Below are 14,467 nucleotides of genomic sequence, written 5' to 3' on the forward strand. Positions count from 1 at the left end.
CTGCCAGGGAGCAGATTTTTTGGGATAAAGATGGGCTTGCCGATCTGCACTCTGGCAGTCGCCGGATCTGCAGAAAATCTTTCTAATCCCAAGGATATCCCTCCGATGTCTCACGATTTGCCGCCACGTTCGTTCGTTCAGGAAACCCGCTCCACCGCTGTTCTGGTTCTGCCGTTGGTGATGGGGCATGTGTCGACCGGATTGATTGCCTTCGTGGATAACATCATTGCCGGCCAACATGGAACCGATACGCTGGCAGCGGTCACCGTCGGCACTGCGTTGTTGTGGTTGCCGATGCTGGTGCCGATTGGCACGTTGATCGCCTTGACTGCTTACGTGGCCCGTTTGCACGGGGCCGGTCAATACGAGCAGGTCGGCCCCGTATTTCGCCAGGCAATCTGGCTGGCGCTTGGACTTGGCTTGATCATGTTCGTATTCCTCAGCGTAGTACCGACGTTGCTTGGCGTTGCGGGCATTGCAGAGGAGATCATTCCGGGGGCACAGGCATTTTTGCATGCGGTCCGCTGGGGCAGCCCGGCGCTGACAGTGTTCTTTTGCATGCGTTATCTATGCGAGGGCATGCACTGGATGCGGCCTACCATGCTCTTCGGGTTTGGTGGCCTGCTGGTGCTGGCTCCGTTGGGCTATGTCTTGACCAACGGCAAGCTGGGCTTTCCCGAACTCGGTGCACAGGGGCTGGGTATCGCTTCGGCGATTATGATGTGGCTGCAGGCGCTGGTTTTTGCGCTCTATCTTTGGCGAACGCCCCGCATGGCACATTTGCAATTGTTCGCTTGCTTCGAGCTGCCGAATCGGGCCGCTATCGGCGATTTGCTGAGAGTTGGGCTGCCGATCGGAATCTCGATTCTGATGCAGGGCAGCCTGTTCATTGTCACCTCCTTGCTTATCGGGCGCCTGGGCGCGGCTTCCCTGGCTGCACATCAGATAGCGATCAATGTGGCGCAGTTGTGTTTCATGATCCCGGTTGCCGTAGCGGAAGCAACCACCGTGCGTGTCGGTCATGCCTTGGGTCGTGGTGATCGGCATGGAGTAAGGCGAGCTGCATGGGCGGGGTATGTTCTGGTCGCATTCACTCAAACGTTGTCGACCTTGGCGCTACTGTTGGGACACGAAGCGATAGCCGGTCTTTACAGTCGGGACCTGGCCGTGACGGCGTTGGCCTCGACACTGCTTTTGTACGCCGCCGCACTGCAATTTCCCGATGGTTTGCAGATGCTTTCGGCAGGGGCGTTACGCGGTTTGCAAGATACCCGCGTGCCCATGATGCTGGCGATATTTTCCTACTGGGGGATCGGGCTGCCGCTGGGTGTCAGTTTGGGGTTTGGCCTGGGCTGGGGGCCACAGGGTGTATGGCTGGGGTTGATCACGGCGTTGACGGTTGCCACTCTGTTGATGGGTTGGCGCTTTATTCACAGGAGCAAGACCAACCTGGATCAAGGCGTTCCTTGAAAGGAGACGCGTGCAAAGGTCGAAGCTGTAGTTGAACGGGACGCGGTTGGCCGCTCAACTTGAGCCTGCGCGCATTTACAAAGCGCTATTCCACAAATCCGTTACCAGCATGCAGCCCGGAGCATGAGTGATGCACAAGGGCGGGCGCGAGGCTTGTACTACCGATTGAGGCGTCACGCCACAGGCCCAGAACACCGGAATTTCGTCGGCTTCGACTGGCACGGCATCACCGTAATCCGGTGCGTCCAGCGAGTGGATGCCGATCAGCGATGGGTCACCGATGTGCACGGGGGCGCCGTGGACGTTGGGCATGCGTGCGGTGATCTGAATCGCCTGAATCGCGGCGGCGGCTTTCATCGGCCGCATGCTCACCACCAGTTTGCCGCTCAGGCGAGCGGTAGGGCGGGTGTCTATGTTCGTCTGGTACATGGCGACATTGCGCCCCAGATCGATGTGCTTGAGGGCAATGCCGGCGTCCAGCAGGGGTTGTTCGAAGGAAAACGAGCAGCCGATGGCGAAGGCCACCAGGTCGTCCTGCCAAAGATGCTCGATATCCAGCGGTTCTTCGCTCAGTTCCCCATGGCGATAGACTCTGTATCGGGGCACATCATGGCGAATATCGATGGCGGTGCCGAGGTTGCGAAAAAACGGATCCCCAGGCTCGGTAACGTCGAGCAACGGGCAGGCCTGCCGATTGAGGGTGCAATACCGGAGGAACTCATTCGCCCAATCGTTGGGCAGAATCACGATGTTGGCTTGCACCCGGCCCTGGGCCAGGCCGCTGGTGTGGCCCTGATAGTGTCCGGCGGCGATGTGTTGGCGCAGGGCCTGAGGGGCGCGCTGCTGTAATTGTTCAAAGGACAGGGCTGACTGATTCATCACGGCATCTCCACAGGTTCGTGGGTTCTTTTTAAGAAACCGAGACGCTGGCGTCCAACAAGGAATGTTGTTACCCCCGGACAACTAAAAGTTATTCAAGAGACCGTCGGCCGTTGAGACCGGGTGCCGGAACCATTCGAAGCGGGCCGACATCCGCCGCATATTGGGAGACCACTTGGCGGCTCATGTCGACGATGCTCTCGATCAATTCCAGACCGACTCCGGTGCGCCACGAAGCCACGACATCCAGTTGCGGCAAGCGGGTGCCCGGTTCCAGCTGAATCAGCTCGCCGCTGGCCAAGGGCTTGGCCACCAGCGCGGCCGGCAAGGCACCAATACCGAAGCCGTCACGAATCAGCCGGGTCATGGCCGACACCGAGTTGACGCAACTGACCCGTGGCGTACTGATGCCATGGGCGTGCAGCAGGTTGAGTACGTCCTGATGCGGCCGGGAGTTTTTAACGAAGGTGATGATGCGCTCACTGGCCATGTCGGCCAGTGAGGCATAGGGGCGGGCATAGATCGAATTGCTGGCGGCAATCCAGTGCATGGGATAGTGCGCCAGTTCGAGGTTGCGCACACTTTCGTGGCGGATCAGGTCCGTCTGGAAAACGATGTCCAGATAGCCCTTTTGCAGCTGCTCGCACAGATTGCGTGCGGCGTCGGCCGTGATCTCGATTTCCACGGCGGGGAAGGTCTGCATCAAGGTCGACATCAACGGGCTGAGCCAGGTGTGGATCACCGTATCCATCACGCCGATGCGCACCAGGCCCTGTTGCGGATTGGTGTTGTCCAGCGAGTGTTTCAACGCTCTCTGGACCTCAAGCATCTGCTCGGCGTAGTCGAGCACCTTGAGACCTTCGAGCGTCAGCGACACCCCGCGCGAATCGCGCACGAACAAACGCAGGCCCAACTCTTCTTCCAGCGAGGCAATCCGGCTGGAGATAGCGGCCTGAGTGCTGAACATCTTCTCGGCGGTGAGGCTGAAGCTTTGCAGGCGGGCGACCCAGACGAAGGTTTCGAGGAATTTGAGGTTCATGGCGGTTCTCGTGGCGCTCGTGGAGAGGGGGGCACGGTTTTCCACAGAAAACCATGGTCGGCGCACTGCAATTGTTACTCCAGAGTTCGTCGCCGGGGGTATCAAATTTTCTTATGTATAACCTCGTTTTTTTCCCGTTTGACGCCGTTTGGCCTTGGCGCGAAGAATCCACTCCACGACGCAGCCACTGCGTCTGCCCCCCACGACAACGCCTTCACAAAAAAATAATGAGGCGTGTCCGTCATCTTCGCTTGCTGCCGCAGGAACCCCCATGGAAAAGACCATGACTGACCACGTGCTTTCAGGTTCGGGCCGCACCGGCCCGTTCAGTTGGTACGGCCCCCTGTCGAAAAATGAAAAGCGTACCTTCTGGAGTTGCAAGATCGGCTATGCCCTGGATGGCATGGACACCCAGATGCTGAGTTTCGTCATTCCTACCCTCATCGCCACCTGGGGCATCTCAAAGGGCGATGCCGGGATGATCGGCACCTGCACGCTGCTGGCCTCGGCGGCGGGTGGCTGGATCGCCGGAATACTGTCCGACCGCATCGGCCGGGTGCGCACCTTGCAACTGACGGTGCTGTGGTTCGCCTTCTTCACCTTCCTCTGCGGACTGGCACAGAACTACGAGCAACTGCTGGTGGCCCGGACCTTGATGGGGTTTGGATTCGGAGGTGAATGGACAGCGGGTGCGGTGCTGATCGGCGAGGTGATTCGCTCCCAGGATCGCGGCAAGGCAGTGGGCATGGTGCAGGCCGGATGGGCGCTGGGGTGGGGGCTTACGGCATTGCTCTATGCCGGGTTATTCAGTTTTCTGCCACCGGAAGAGGCCTGGCGGGCGTTGTTCATGATCGGGTTGGTACCAGCGCTGTTTGTATTGGTGGTTCGCCGACTGGTCAAGGAGTCGGACACCTTCGAGCAGGCCTGCATTGAGCGCAAGGCCAAGCCGGAGAAGGATTCGCGTTGGGCCTTCTTCGAAATCTTCGCGCCTCGGATGCTCAGTACCACCTTGCGCGCTTCGTTGCTGACCACGGGCGCGCTGGGTGGTTATTACGCGATCACCACGTGGTTGCCGACTTACCTGAAAACCGAGCGCGGCCTGAGCGTGCTCGGCACTGGCGGCTATCTGGCGATGGTGATCGTCGGCTCCTACATCGGCTATGTGACCAGTGCATTGCTGACCGATGCCATCGGCCGCAAGAAGAACTTCATCCTGTTTGCCATCGGCTCCATGGCGATCGTTCTGGCCTACACCCAACTGCCCATCGACAACACCTGGATGCTCTGGCTGGGCTTTCCGTTGGGTTTTTTCGCCTCGGGCATTTTTGCCGGTATGGGCGCTTTTCTGACCGAGTTGTTTCCGACCCGCATGCGCGGTTCGGGTCAGGGCTTTTGCTATAACGCCGGGCGCTCCATCGCGGCGCTGTTCCCGTTGTTCATTGGATTGTTGAGCGACAGGCTGCCGATGGGTACGGGGATCGGCATCTTCGCTGCCGGTGCCTACGGCGTGGTGATTCTGGCCGCGTTAAGCCTGCCGGAAACCCGTGGTCGACAACTCGAGTCCTGAGCCCCGACACGTCTGGGCAATTGTGCTCAGACGTCGCTGATCCATTGCTAATCGACAACAAACATCGGTTGCGATCGCAACGCCCCCGAGAGGGCTCGCTCGCGTCCGAAACAGGAGCATGGCATGAACTTTTTGTTTTCCACCCAACGGTTATACATCCCGATCGGCACATTGCTCGGCTTGAGCTTGCTCGGCGCACCGGCCGCTCAGGCGGATTTCATTGCTGACAGTAAGGGCAGCCTGGAGGCTCGCAACTTTTACTTCAATCGCGATTTTCGCCAGGAAGGGGCGCGAGACAAAGCCGAGGAATGGGCGCAGGGTTTCCTGTTGCGAATGGAGTCCGGGTATACCGCTGGCACGCTGGGGTTTGGTCTGGATGCACTGGGCATGGCCGGTTTTAAACTGGACTCCGGGGGCGGCACGGCGGGCACCAATCTGTTGCCGCCGGATTTGTCGGGCGGCTCTCAGGATCGCTATGGCGAGTTGGGCCTGACGGCCAAAGTGCGTTTGTCCAACAGCACCCTGAAGCTCGGCACTTTGCAGATCAAGGATCCGGTGGTGAACGCCAACGACACGCGCCTGTTGCCCGGAACGTTCAAGGGGGCACTGGTCAATGTTCAGGAAGTTGACCGATTGAAGCTGACGGCCGGGCAACTCACGCAGATCAACTTCGTCGATTCCACCGACTACCAGGACATGACCGCCAACCGTATCGGCGGGAAAAGCGACAAGTTCCAGTTCGCCGGGGCTGACTATCAGTTCCTGCCGAACCTGACAGCGCAGTACCGCTACGGCAAGCTGGAAAATATTTACCAGCAAAACTACCTGGGTTTGGTGCACCTGCTGGATCTGGGTTCTGGCCAGTCACTCAAGAGCGATGTGCGCTATGCGCGCAGCACCGAAGATGGCAACTTTCGTGCGCTCGATAACCAGGCTTTCGGTGCGTTATTTACCTACAGCCTCGGCGGTCATGCGCTAGGCTTCGGCTACCAGCGCATGAGCGGCGACGATCCGTTTCCGTACATCGGCCGCAGCGATCCGTACCTGGTCAACTTCGTGCAGATCGGGGACTTCGCCAACGTTGACGAACGCTCCTGGCAAACGCGCTATGACTATAACTTCGCTGCATTGGGTGTGCCGGGGTTGAGCTTTATGACCCGCTACATCTCGGGCGATAACGTGCAACGCAGTGCTCCGGGTGAAGGCAAGGAGTGGGAGCGCGACACCGATATCGCTTACGTGGTGCAGGACGGTACCTTGAAAGGCCTGGGCTTCAAATGGCGCAATGCGTCGGTGCGTTCGAACTTTGGCAATGATCTGGATGAGAATCGCTTGATCGTCAGCTATACCCTGGCGCTTTGGTAAAGGCCTGGGCTATCGAGCAATAAATGACACCGACGGCCCGCCAGTCAGACTGTGTGGGCCGTTTGTATTACATCGACAGAATCAACCGACCGGCGAACAGGATCAGAATCACCCCCATGGTTCGTTCGAACCAGTGCCCCATGCGCATGAACAGCAATCGCACCCGCGCGCTGGAAAAGAACAGCGCCACGATCACGAACCACAAGGCGTTCACGAAACACATCCATAGCCCGTACAGCGCCTGAATCTGCAGCGGTGTCGAGGCGCTGATGATGGTCGTGAAAATGGCCAGAAAAAACAGCGTGGCCTTGGGGTTGGTGGCGTTGGTCAGAAAGCCTGTGCTGAAGGCCTTGAACAGGGACTGCTGTTCAGTTGACGCTTCTGCATCCTTATCGCCTTCAATCGCCGATTTGGGTTTGCTGCGCAACAGGCTTACGCCGAGGTACAAGATGTAGGCACCCCCCACGACCTTGGCCGCCGTCAACAACCAGGGCGTGGTGTGCATCAACGCGCCGACGCCGAGCAAGGTGTAAAGCACATGCACGGAAATACCCGCGCCGATGCCCAGAGCCGTGCAGATACCCACCAACCGGCCGAAACGCACGCTTTGGCGGATGGTCACGGCGAAGTCCGGTCCAGGTGCGACTACGGCCAGGAAGTGGATGGTTGCCAGCGCCAGAAACTCGCCCAGATAATTCGAAAACATCTCAACTCCAGAAAGTAAGGGGTGAAGCATTGCCGCGATAGCCGACAAAGAAGGAAAGGCTCAATCGCGGATCGTCCACACCCGGCGTCACCGAGTGCATGCGGCGTGAGTTGAACATGATGAAATCACCCGGCTCAGGGCGAATCTCCAGGGTCGGAGGGCCGAGCAGGGCCGGATCGATGCCGTAACTGTCGCCGCGCATTTCGTCGAACTGGTCCGGGGTAATGTCGTGGTCCCACATCTGCAACGCGCCGCCCTCGGTTGGCATGTTCAGGTAAACATTGCAGGCGAATTGCGCTTCCAGGCTTTTGGCCTGGAAGCTGTCCGGGGCGTCCTTGGCGAAAATGTCGTGATGGGCGAGGAAGCACACCCCGGGTTTGACGACCCGGGACAGCCCCACATACATCTTGCGGCCATAGAGGTTTTCCAGGTGCGCGCCTGCCGGCCAGGACTCGTCGAGCATGCAGCGCAGGGTGTCGACAGGAGAGGAGTAGGGCGCGCAACGGCTGCGCAATTCGGCGATGTTGCCGGTGGCGCGCTCGAAATAGTCCTCGATCAGCAGCGGCTGGTTTTCCGCTTCATAAAACGCCATGCCGATGCGACCGATGCTCGGTGCATTGATGTAGCCTTCGAAGCCCGGGGCGAGAATCTTGTCGCCGATCTGGATCGCCAGCGGCTGAGGCAACAAGCCTTTGACGCGGATGGCGAGGACTTCTTCGTTGGCCAGTTTTTGTATGCACGTCTCATCGAGACGATTGACGTCAAGCATCATGTCTTAGGTCCATCTATCAGATAGTCAACAGAGCCCGCGAACGCAGGCTCCCCCGGCGTCAGGCGATGACGGGGTCGACATCGCCCAAATGCTCAATCCACGTGGTAGTGGACTGACAGCGTTCCCTTTTTCTGCGAAAGGGAAGCAATCGTGACGGTGCCCAAATCCTTCAGGCTCCGTACATGGGTGCCGCCACAGCCGTAGGCGGGCAATTCACCGAAACCGATTTCCCGGGCACCTTCGCGCAACGACGTCAGGCGCGGCAGGTCATGGGCGATCCATTGCTTGATGCCGTACTGAATCGTCTGGGCATCAACGTCCTGCGCACTTTCGCCCGGCTTGAACTGCACACGTCCTTCATCCGGCCAGTGATGGGCCTTGGTCGGCATCCAGCCCAGGGCCTGGACGAAGTGACCAATCAGGTGCCCCGCCGAATGCATGCGCGTATTGAACTGACGGCGTTGCTGATCGACCCGAATCTGGGTCATGCCGAGTCTTACCGGGTGATCGACGAAATGGATGATCCGGTCCGGATCCTGAACCACGCGCAGCACCTGGCTTTCGCCGATCCAGCCGGTATCACAGGGTTGCCCTCCGCCTTGGGGGTGAAACAGTGTGGCGCGCAGCACCACGGCGAACTCGTTCTCGTGGGGGGTGCAATCCAGAACTTCCACATTGGCCTTGAGGTCATCACTATGGAAAAAGAGGCGAAGCGTCATATTCCATGTCCTCATTAAAGTTTCTTTTTTTATTATATGAATCGTGGAATTGCGTGATAATCCGTTCAACCATCAAAGGACTGTTGCGCTGTGAGCATAAATCTTCCCCTGCCGCTGCTCGGTGAAATGGCGATTTTCGTCAAGGTTGTCGAGACCGGCAGTTTCTCCGAAGCCGCTCGCCAGTCAGGCTCTTCGCCCTCGGCGGTCAGTCGCAGCATTTCACGCCTGGAGAAGGCGCTCGCCATGCGTCTGTTGCAACGAACCACGCGCAAGCTGCGTCTGAGCGACGGTGGCGAAGAGGTGTTCAAGCGTTGCCAGGAAATGGTCAGCGCGGCGAAGTCGGTGATGGAAATCAGCGGTCAGTTCACCCAGGAAGCGGAAGGGCTGGTGCGCGTCAGCGTGCCTAAGGCTGTCGGACGGTTCGTGATTCATCCGCATATGCCGGAATTTCTGCGGCGTTATCCCAACGTGGATGTGGAGTTGTTACTCGAGGACCGCCAGGTGGATTTGATCGACGACAACGTCGACCTGGCGATCCGCATTACCGATCGCCCGCCCGCGGGACTGGTGGGGCGGCAGTTGCTGACCATCGATCATCTGCTCTGCGCAACGCCGCAGTATCTGGCCGAGCACGGCACACCGACTCATCCCCACGACTTGCTCAACCATAGCTGCATCTATCTGGGGGAAACCCCAAGCGATGCGCGCTGGAAATTCAAGAAAGGCACCAAAGCCGTGACCGTCGGTGTGCGCGGACGTTATGCCGCCAATCACACGGGTGTACGACTGGGCGCGGTATTGCAACACATCGGGATCGGCAGCCTGCCGTACTTCACCGCCCGTTATGCTCTGGAACAAGGGCTGATCGTGCAGGTACTGCCGGACTGGACCTTTCTGGCCTCCTATCACGGAGGCGCCTGGCTGCTGCATTCGCCAACCCGCTATCTACCACCCAAGTTGCGGGTATTCATCGACTATCTGGTGGAATGCCTGGAGAAGGAGCCGACCTTGAGCAAGCCGGGCAAGCCAAGTGATTCGGGCAAGGTCGCGGCGGAGTATGAGTTGCCCGAGAGTGATGGGTTGCTCTGAAGAGCCCTTTCGCGAGCAAGCCCGCTCCCACAGTGGATTTCTGCCATACACAGAATCTGTGTCCACTGAAGATCAAATGTGGGAGCGGGCTTGCTCGCGAAGACGGTGGCCCAAACACCCCATCACTCGGCAATTGCCACAAAAAAGGCCCGCATGATTAACCATGCGGGCCTTTTGCGTTACTGACCGGGGATCAGTGCTTGCTGTCCTGGTTCGACATCGCCAGCAGCTGTTTTTCCTGATTCCAGTCGAACGGTTCATCGTTCTGTTCGGCTTCGAAGCGACGTTCTTCCAGGGCCTGGTACAGGTCGATTTCATTATCGGGCATGTAATGCAGGCAGTCACCGGCGAAGTACCACAGCAGGTCGCGCGGAACCAGATGAGCGATTTGCGGATAGCGGGTGATGACCTGGCACAGAATGTCCTGGCCCAGGTATTGGCTTTCGATCGGGTCGACCGGCAGCAATGCACGCAGTTCGTCGAAGCGCTCCAGGAACAAGGCATGGCTTTCTTCGGGAACCTGTTCGGCCTCACCCACGGCGACCAGGATGCTGCGCAGGTGGTCGAGCAAGACGAGGTGATCGGCAACGACATTGGACACGAGATAAGTCCTCAAGAGCAAAACGGGCGCAGGAGTATAAAGCTCCTGCGTCCCTTTTACACATGGTAAAGAGCCCCGTGGAAGACCAGGGTACGCTGGATCAGCGGACCTTGCCTTTGCCCAGCACCAACACCTGTTTGTCGAAATCATCGACATCGATCACTTTGCGCCGCGCCACTTCTGCCTCGCGCAAGGTCTGGGCCTCAACCGGTTGCAAGACGCCAGCCTCCAGCGCGGCATCGATGACAGACTCCCCGACAGTGGGTTTGACCTGACGACTTCTCAGTGCCGTATTGAGTTTTTTCTGTAGCGGCTTGGCGGCGTTCAGCAAGTCGCAGGCGTGCTGCAGCGCGCCGACCGGATCCTCTGTCGATTGCGGGCGATAGCAGCCCGCCAATAACTCCTCAAGGGTTGGATCGCCCTTGGCGCGGCCGAGGACTGCGGCGACTTTGGCCGCCAGTCTGTCCGATGGGCCTCTGTGCCAGCGACCGAACGGGAACACCATCACCCGCAGCAGGCAGCCGAGTACCTTGTTCGGGAAGTTGGTCAGCAGTTCGTCCAGCGCACGTTCGGACTGGCCGAGGCTCTCTTCCATGGCCCAGGCGAACAGCGGACGCATATGCTCCGGCGAATCGAGATCGTGATAACGCTTGAGCGCCGCGGAGGCCAGATACAGGTAGCTGAGCACATCGCCCAGACGTGCGGACAAGCGTTCGCGGCGTTTCAGTTCGCCGCCCAGCAGCATCATGCACTGGTCTGCAAGCATGGCAAAAGCCGCGGCCTGCCGGTTGAGGGCACGCACGTAGCGTTGGCTGAGCTTGTCCCCGGGCACGTGTTCGAAATGCCCAAGGCCAAGGTTCAGCACCAGGGTGCTGGCGGCGTTGCTCACGGCAAAACCAATGTGTTTGAGCAGCAGGGCGTCGAATTCGATCAGCGCCTGTTGTTTGTCTTCGCGGTGCACAAGGGCCATTTCCTTGAGCACGAACGGATGGCAGCGAATAGCGCCCTGGCCGAAGATCATCAGGTTGCGTGTCAGGATGTTCGCACCTTCGACCGTGACGGAAATGGGCGCACCTTGCCAGCTACGCGCCAGGTAGTTGTTCGGGCCCATGATGATGGCCTTGCCACCGTGAACATCCATGGCGTGGCTGATGCACTCGCGACCGCGTTCGGAGAGGTGGTATTTGATGATGGCCGAGGGCACCGACGGCTTTTCGCCGAGGTCGACCGCGTTGGCGGTGAGCATTCGTGCGCTGTCCATCAGCCAGGTACTGCCGCCGATCCGCGCCAGTGCTTCCTGAATCCCTTCGAAGGCTGACAGCGGTGCGTTGAATTGCTCGCGAACCTGCGCATATTGGCCCGTCACCAGGCTGCTGAACTTGCCCGCGGCGGTACCGATGGCAGGCAGCGAAATGGAACGCCCGACCGACAGGCAGTTCATCAGCATCATCCAGCCTTCGCCGAGCATCTCCTGACCGCCGATGATGAACTCCAGCGGTATGAACACATCCTTGCCAGCGTTCGGGCCGTTCATGAAGGCGGCGCCCAGCGGCAGGTGACGGCGGCCGATTTCCACACCGGGGGTCTGGGTTGGAATCAGTGCGAGACTGATCCCCAGGTCGACTTTGTCACCCAATAGATGATCCGGGTCATAGGCCTTGAAGGCCAGGCCGATCAAGGTCGCCACCGGACCGAGGGTGATGTAGCGTTTTTCCCAGTTCAGGCGCAGGCCTAGGGTTTCCTTGCCTTCCCATTCACCTTTGCAGATCACTCCGGTGTCGGTCATCCCCCCGACGTTGGAACCCGCCATCGGGCCGGTCAGGGCAAAGCAGGGGATATCGTCGCCACGGGCCAGCCGTGGCAGGTAATGATTGCGTTGTTCGTCGGTGCCGTAATGCAGCAGCAGTTCCGCGGGGCCGAGGGAGTTGGGCACCATGACGGTGGAAGCCAGGTCGCCGCTGCGGGTCGCCAGTTTCATCGCTATCTGGGAGTGCGCATAAGCCGAGAAGCCCTTGCCGCCGTATTCCTTGGGAATGATCAGGGCAAAAAAGCCATGCCGTTTAATGTGATCCCAGGCCTGGGGCGGCAGGTCCATCAACTGGCTGATCTGCCAATCGGTGACCATCGCGCAGAGCTCTTCGGTCGGACCATCGATGAACGCCTGTTCCTCTTCGCTCAGTTGCGCTTTTGGATAGGCCAGCAGCTTGTTCCAGTCCGGACGGCCGGTGAACAGCTCTCCATCCCACCAGACTGTGCCGGCTTCAATGGCTTCACGCTCGGTTTGCGACATGGGCGGCAGGTTTTTTTGAAACCAGTTGAATATGGGCGCCGTGAAGAGTTTTCGGCGCAGGTCCGGCAGTAACAGGAAGGCGGCCACAGCCGCAAGCATCACCCAGAAAATCAGCAGCAGCCAGACGGGTGCATGGCTCGCATGTCTGAAGATGCCCATCGCCAGCAGATAGACAGCGATGATGCCCAAAGCGGGCAGAGGCGCGGTGCGGCGATGTGCCAGATAGGCAATCCCGACCAGCAGAACCAGTATCCACAACAGCAGCATATTCAATTCTCCGTCAAGCCAAGGGCCAAACCACTTTCAGAGCTTAGACGGCATCCATAAAAGTGGGTGGTCAGAGCGATCGGTTTGAGCTTGTAGGAAGCAACGGCTGAAATTCGTCAGTTATTTCGATGCGGACGGTTGAACGCTTCCGTCAACAGGGCGGCAAGCGCTGATATTTGGCCGAAACGTCGTTATCTCTATGCTGAAGGCATCGCTAGACTCGTGGCTTCCCTCAGGAGGTTGTTCTCATGCACGCATGTCTGAGCCCCGGCCGCTTCATCGACAGTGACCATCCCTCGGTGGTGGCGTTCGCCGAAAAACACCGGGGCGCCCGGCGCGATCCGCTTGAACAGGCGATCAATCTCTATTACGCGGTGCGCGAGGCCGTGCGCTACAACCCCTACACCTTCAGCCGTGATCCAGAGACCTTGCGCGGCAGCTATGCGCTGGCGGCAGGGGAGAGTTATTGCGTGCCCAAAGCCACGCTGCTGGCAGGTTGCGCCCGGCATTGCGCGATCCCGGCGCGTATCGGTCTGGCGGACGTGCGTAATCACCTGTCGACGCCGCGCCTGCTCGAACTGCTCAAGAGCGATGTGTTCGCCATGCACGGTTACACCGAGTTGTATCTGAACGATCGCTGGATCAAAGCCACGCCGGCCTTCAATCAACAACTCTGCGAACTGTTCAATGTCGCGCCGCTGGAGTTCGACGGGATCAACGACAGCGTGTTCCATCCCTACAACCGTGATGGCGAGCAATTGATGGAATACCTGGTCGATCATGGTCAGTTCACTGATGTGCCTGAAGCGTTCTTTTTCGAACACCTGGAAAAGTGCTATCCGCATCTGTTCGGCGAGCAATTGCCGCTGCAACTGGGTGACATGCAGAGCGATTTGAGTCGCGCCTGATCCGGCGTATGCTGCCTGCGCATTTATTCAAAAAGAGGCGGTCATGCTGAAGATCTGGGGTCGGAAAAACTCGTCGAATGTCAGAAAGCCGTTGTGGGCCGCCGAAGAACTGGGCCTGGCCTATGAAGCCATCGATGCCGGCGGTGCCTTTGGCGTGGTCGATACGCCTGAGTACCGTGCGATGAATCCCAACGGCCGCGTGCCGGTGATCGAAGACGACGGCTTCGTGCTGTGGGAATCCAACACGATCGTGCGTTACCTGATGGCCCGTCATGCCAGCGGCACTGCCTGGTATCCGACGGACCTGCAGGCCCGTGCTTGTGCCGAAAAGTGGATGGACTGGACCACTTCAAGTTTTGCCGCGCCGTTCCGCACCGTGTTCTGGGGCGTGTTGCGCACCCCGCAAGACCAGCAGGACTGGCCAGCCATCAAGGCCGCGATCAAGGAGTGTGACAACTTGCTGTCGATGGCCGATCAAGCGCTGGCGGCTAAACCGTACCTGTCCGGCGATGAGATCGGCATGGGCGACATTCCCTTGGGCAGTTTCATTTATGCCTGGTTCGAGATGCCGATCGAGCGCGCGTCACAGCCTCATCTCGAAGCCTGGTACGCGCGGTTGAAACAGCGTTCGGCCTATCGCAAAGCCGTCATGACCGCGTTGACTTAATACTCACTATCGACACGCTTGACTGTACTTGTGTGGCGGCGACAAGCACCATTGCGCTCATGCGCCGCGGTTGCATTGTTCGCCGCCCGCTCTTATTTATTCCTTTCTCCCTTCTTGGTGCGTAAATC

General features: G+C 59.0%; 13 protein-coding genes. 6 read left to right on the forward strand and 7 right to left on the reverse strand.

Translation table 11 applies throughout. The features are described 5' to 3' along the window. The first annotated feature begins 105 nt into the window (after positions 1–105). Complete coding sequence (locus LOY38_RS08275; protein WP_258699585.1) at positions 106–1,470, forward strand: MATE family efflux transporter; 1,365 nt, start codon at positions 106–108, stop codon at positions 1,468–1,470. Between the two features lie 75 nt (positions 1,471–1,545). Here LOY38_RS08275 and LOY38_RS08280 read toward each other — a convergent pair whose 3' ends face one another. Beyond that, entirely contained in the window at positions 1,546–2,349 is an 804-nt protein-coding gene (locus LOY38_RS08280; RefSeq protein WP_258699586.1) for a putative hydro-lyase, read from the reverse strand. A 91-nt stretch (positions 2,350–2,440) separates the two neighbouring features. Next, positions 2,441–3,388, reverse strand: a complete 948-nt coding sequence (locus LOY38_RS08285) for a LysR family transcriptional regulator (protein WP_258699587.1) — start codon at positions 3,386–3,388, stop codon at positions 2,441–2,443. A gap of 283 nt (positions 3,389–3,671) precedes the next feature. Between LOY38_RS08285 and LOY38_RS08290 the strand changes: the two genes are divergently transcribed. Together LOY38_RS08290 and LOY38_RS08295 are read left to right on the forward strand one after the other, a co-directional pair. Then, on the forward strand, positions 3,672–4,955 hold the full coding sequence (locus LOY38_RS08290) for an MFS transporter (protein ID WP_258699588.1): 1,284 nt from the start codon (positions 3,672–3,674) through the stop codon (positions 4,953–4,955). Positions 4,956–5,078: 123 nt separating this feature from the next. After that, positions 5,079–6,320 (forward strand): OprD family porin, encoded by a 1,242-nt coding sequence (locus LOY38_RS08295; protein WP_258699589.1) that lies wholly within the window; start codon positions 5,079–5,081, stop codon positions 6,318–6,320. A gap of 67 nt (positions 6,321–6,387) precedes the next feature. Here LOY38_RS08295 and LOY38_RS08300 read toward each other — a convergent pair whose 3' ends face one another. From LOY38_RS08300 to LOY38_RS08310, 3 genes are all read right to left on the reverse strand, one after another. Further along, positions 6,388–7,026 carry a LysE family translocator gene (locus tag LOY38_RS08300; protein ID WP_258699590.1) on the reverse strand — a complete coding sequence of 213 codons (639 nt, stop codon included), beginning with the start codon at positions 7,024–7,026 and terminating at the stop codon, positions 6,388–6,390. 1 nt (position 7,027) lies between these two features. Then, the gene (locus tag LOY38_RS08305; protein WP_258699591.1) at positions 7,028–7,798 is read right to left on the reverse strand and encodes a 2OG-Fe(II) oxygenase; all 771 of its coding nucleotides are present in this window, start codon (positions 7,796–7,798) and stop codon (positions 7,028–7,030) included. Between the two features lie 92 nt (positions 7,799–7,890). Continuing rightward, the gene (locus tag LOY38_RS08310; protein WP_258699592.1) at positions 7,891–8,517 is read right to left on the reverse strand and encodes an alanyl-tRNA editing protein; all 627 of its coding nucleotides are present in this window, start codon (positions 8,515–8,517) and stop codon (positions 7,891–7,893) included. A 90-nt stretch (positions 8,518–8,607) separates the two neighbouring features. Between LOY38_RS08310 and LOY38_RS08315 the strand changes: the two genes are divergently transcribed. After that, on the forward strand, positions 8,608–9,606 hold the full coding sequence (locus LOY38_RS08315) for a LysR family transcriptional regulator (RefSeq protein ID WP_258699593.1): 999 nt from the start codon (positions 8,608–8,610) through the stop codon (positions 9,604–9,606). A 193-nt stretch (positions 9,607–9,799) separates the two neighbouring features. On the opposite strand, the gene LOY38_RS08320 is transcribed toward LOY38_RS08315, so the two are convergent. Both LOY38_RS08320 and LOY38_RS08325 read right to left on the reverse strand, forming a co-directional pair. After that, complete coding sequence (locus LOY38_RS08320) at positions 9,800–10,207, reverse strand: PA2817 family protein (RefSeq protein WP_258699594.1); 408 nt, start codon at positions 10,205–10,207, stop codon at positions 9,800–9,802. A 100-nt stretch (positions 10,208–10,307) separates the two neighbouring features. Then, positions 10,308–12,764 (reverse strand): acyl-CoA dehydrogenase, encoded by a 2,457-nt coding sequence (locus tag LOY38_RS08325; RefSeq protein WP_258699595.1) that lies wholly within the window; start codon positions 12,762–12,764, stop codon positions 10,308–10,310. A gap of 248 nt (positions 12,765–13,012) precedes the next feature. Here LOY38_RS08325 and LOY38_RS08330 point away from each other — a divergent pair, with 248 nt between their 5' ends. Both LOY38_RS08330 and LOY38_RS08335 read left to right on the forward strand, forming a co-directional pair. Then, positions 13,013–13,672 (forward strand): transglutaminase family protein, encoded by a 660-nt coding sequence (locus LOY38_RS08330; RefSeq protein WP_258699596.1) that lies wholly within the window; start codon positions 13,013–13,015, stop codon positions 13,670–13,672. A gap of 43 nt (positions 13,673–13,715) precedes the next feature. Further along, positions 13,716–14,339: a glutathione S-transferase family protein gene (locus LOY38_RS08335; RefSeq protein ID WP_258699597.1), complete on the forward strand. Its 624-nt coding sequence runs from the start codon at positions 13,716–13,718 to the stop codon at positions 14,337–14,339. The last annotated feature ends 128 nt before the right edge of the window (positions 14,340–14,467 follow it).

The sequence above is a fragment of the Pseudomonas sp. B21-015 genome (genome assembly GCF_024749285.1).
Lineage (GTDB): Bacteria > Pseudomonadota > Gammaproteobacteria > Pseudomonadales > Pseudomonadaceae > Aquipseudomonas.

What these genes read in the sequence shown, in the direction of transcription:
- LOY38_RS08275 (WP_258699585.1), top strand. Translation starts at nt 106, where the DNA reads ATGTCTCACGATTTGCCGCCACGTTCGTTCGTTCAGGAAACCCGCTCC.
- LOY38_RS08280 (WP_258699586.1), bottom strand. Translation starts at nt 2,349, where the DNA reads ATGAATCAGTCAGCCCTGTCCTTTGAACAATTACAGCAGCGCGCCCCT.
- LOY38_RS08285 (WP_258699587.1), bottom strand. Translation starts at nt 3,388, where the DNA reads ATGAACCTCAAATTCCTCGAAACCTTCGTCTGGGTCGCCCGCCTGCAA.
- LOY38_RS08290 (WP_258699588.1), top strand. Translation starts at nt 3,672, where the DNA reads ATGACTGACCACGTGCTTTCAGGTTCGGGCCGCACCGGCCCGTTCAGT.
- LOY38_RS08295 (WP_258699589.1), top strand. Translation starts at nt 5,079, where the DNA reads ATGAACTTTTTGTTTTCCACCCAACGGTTATACATCCCGATCGGCACA.
- LOY38_RS08300 (WP_258699590.1), bottom strand. Translation starts at nt 7,026, where the DNA reads ATGTTTTCGAATTATCTGGGCGAGTTTCTGGCGCTGGCAACCATCCAC.
- LOY38_RS08305 (WP_258699591.1), bottom strand. Translation starts at nt 7,798, where the DNA reads ATGATGCTTGACGTCAATCGTCTCGATGAGACGTGCATACAAAAACTG.
- LOY38_RS08310 (WP_258699592.1), bottom strand. Translation starts at nt 8,517, where the DNA reads ATGACGCTTCGCCTCTTTTTCCATAGTGATGACCTCAAGGCCAATGTG.
- LOY38_RS08325 (WP_258699595.1), bottom strand. Translation starts at nt 12,764, where the DNA reads ATGCTGCTGTTGTGGATACTGGTTCTGCTGGTCGGGATTGCCTATCTG.
- LOY38_RS08330 (WP_258699596.1), top strand. Translation starts at nt 13,013, where the DNA reads ATGCACGCATGTCTGAGCCCCGGCCGCTTCATCGACAGTGACCATCCC.
- LOY38_RS08335 (WP_258699597.1), top strand. Translation starts at nt 13,716, where the DNA reads ATGCTGAAGATCTGGGGTCGGAAAAACTCGTCGAATGTCAGAAAGCCG.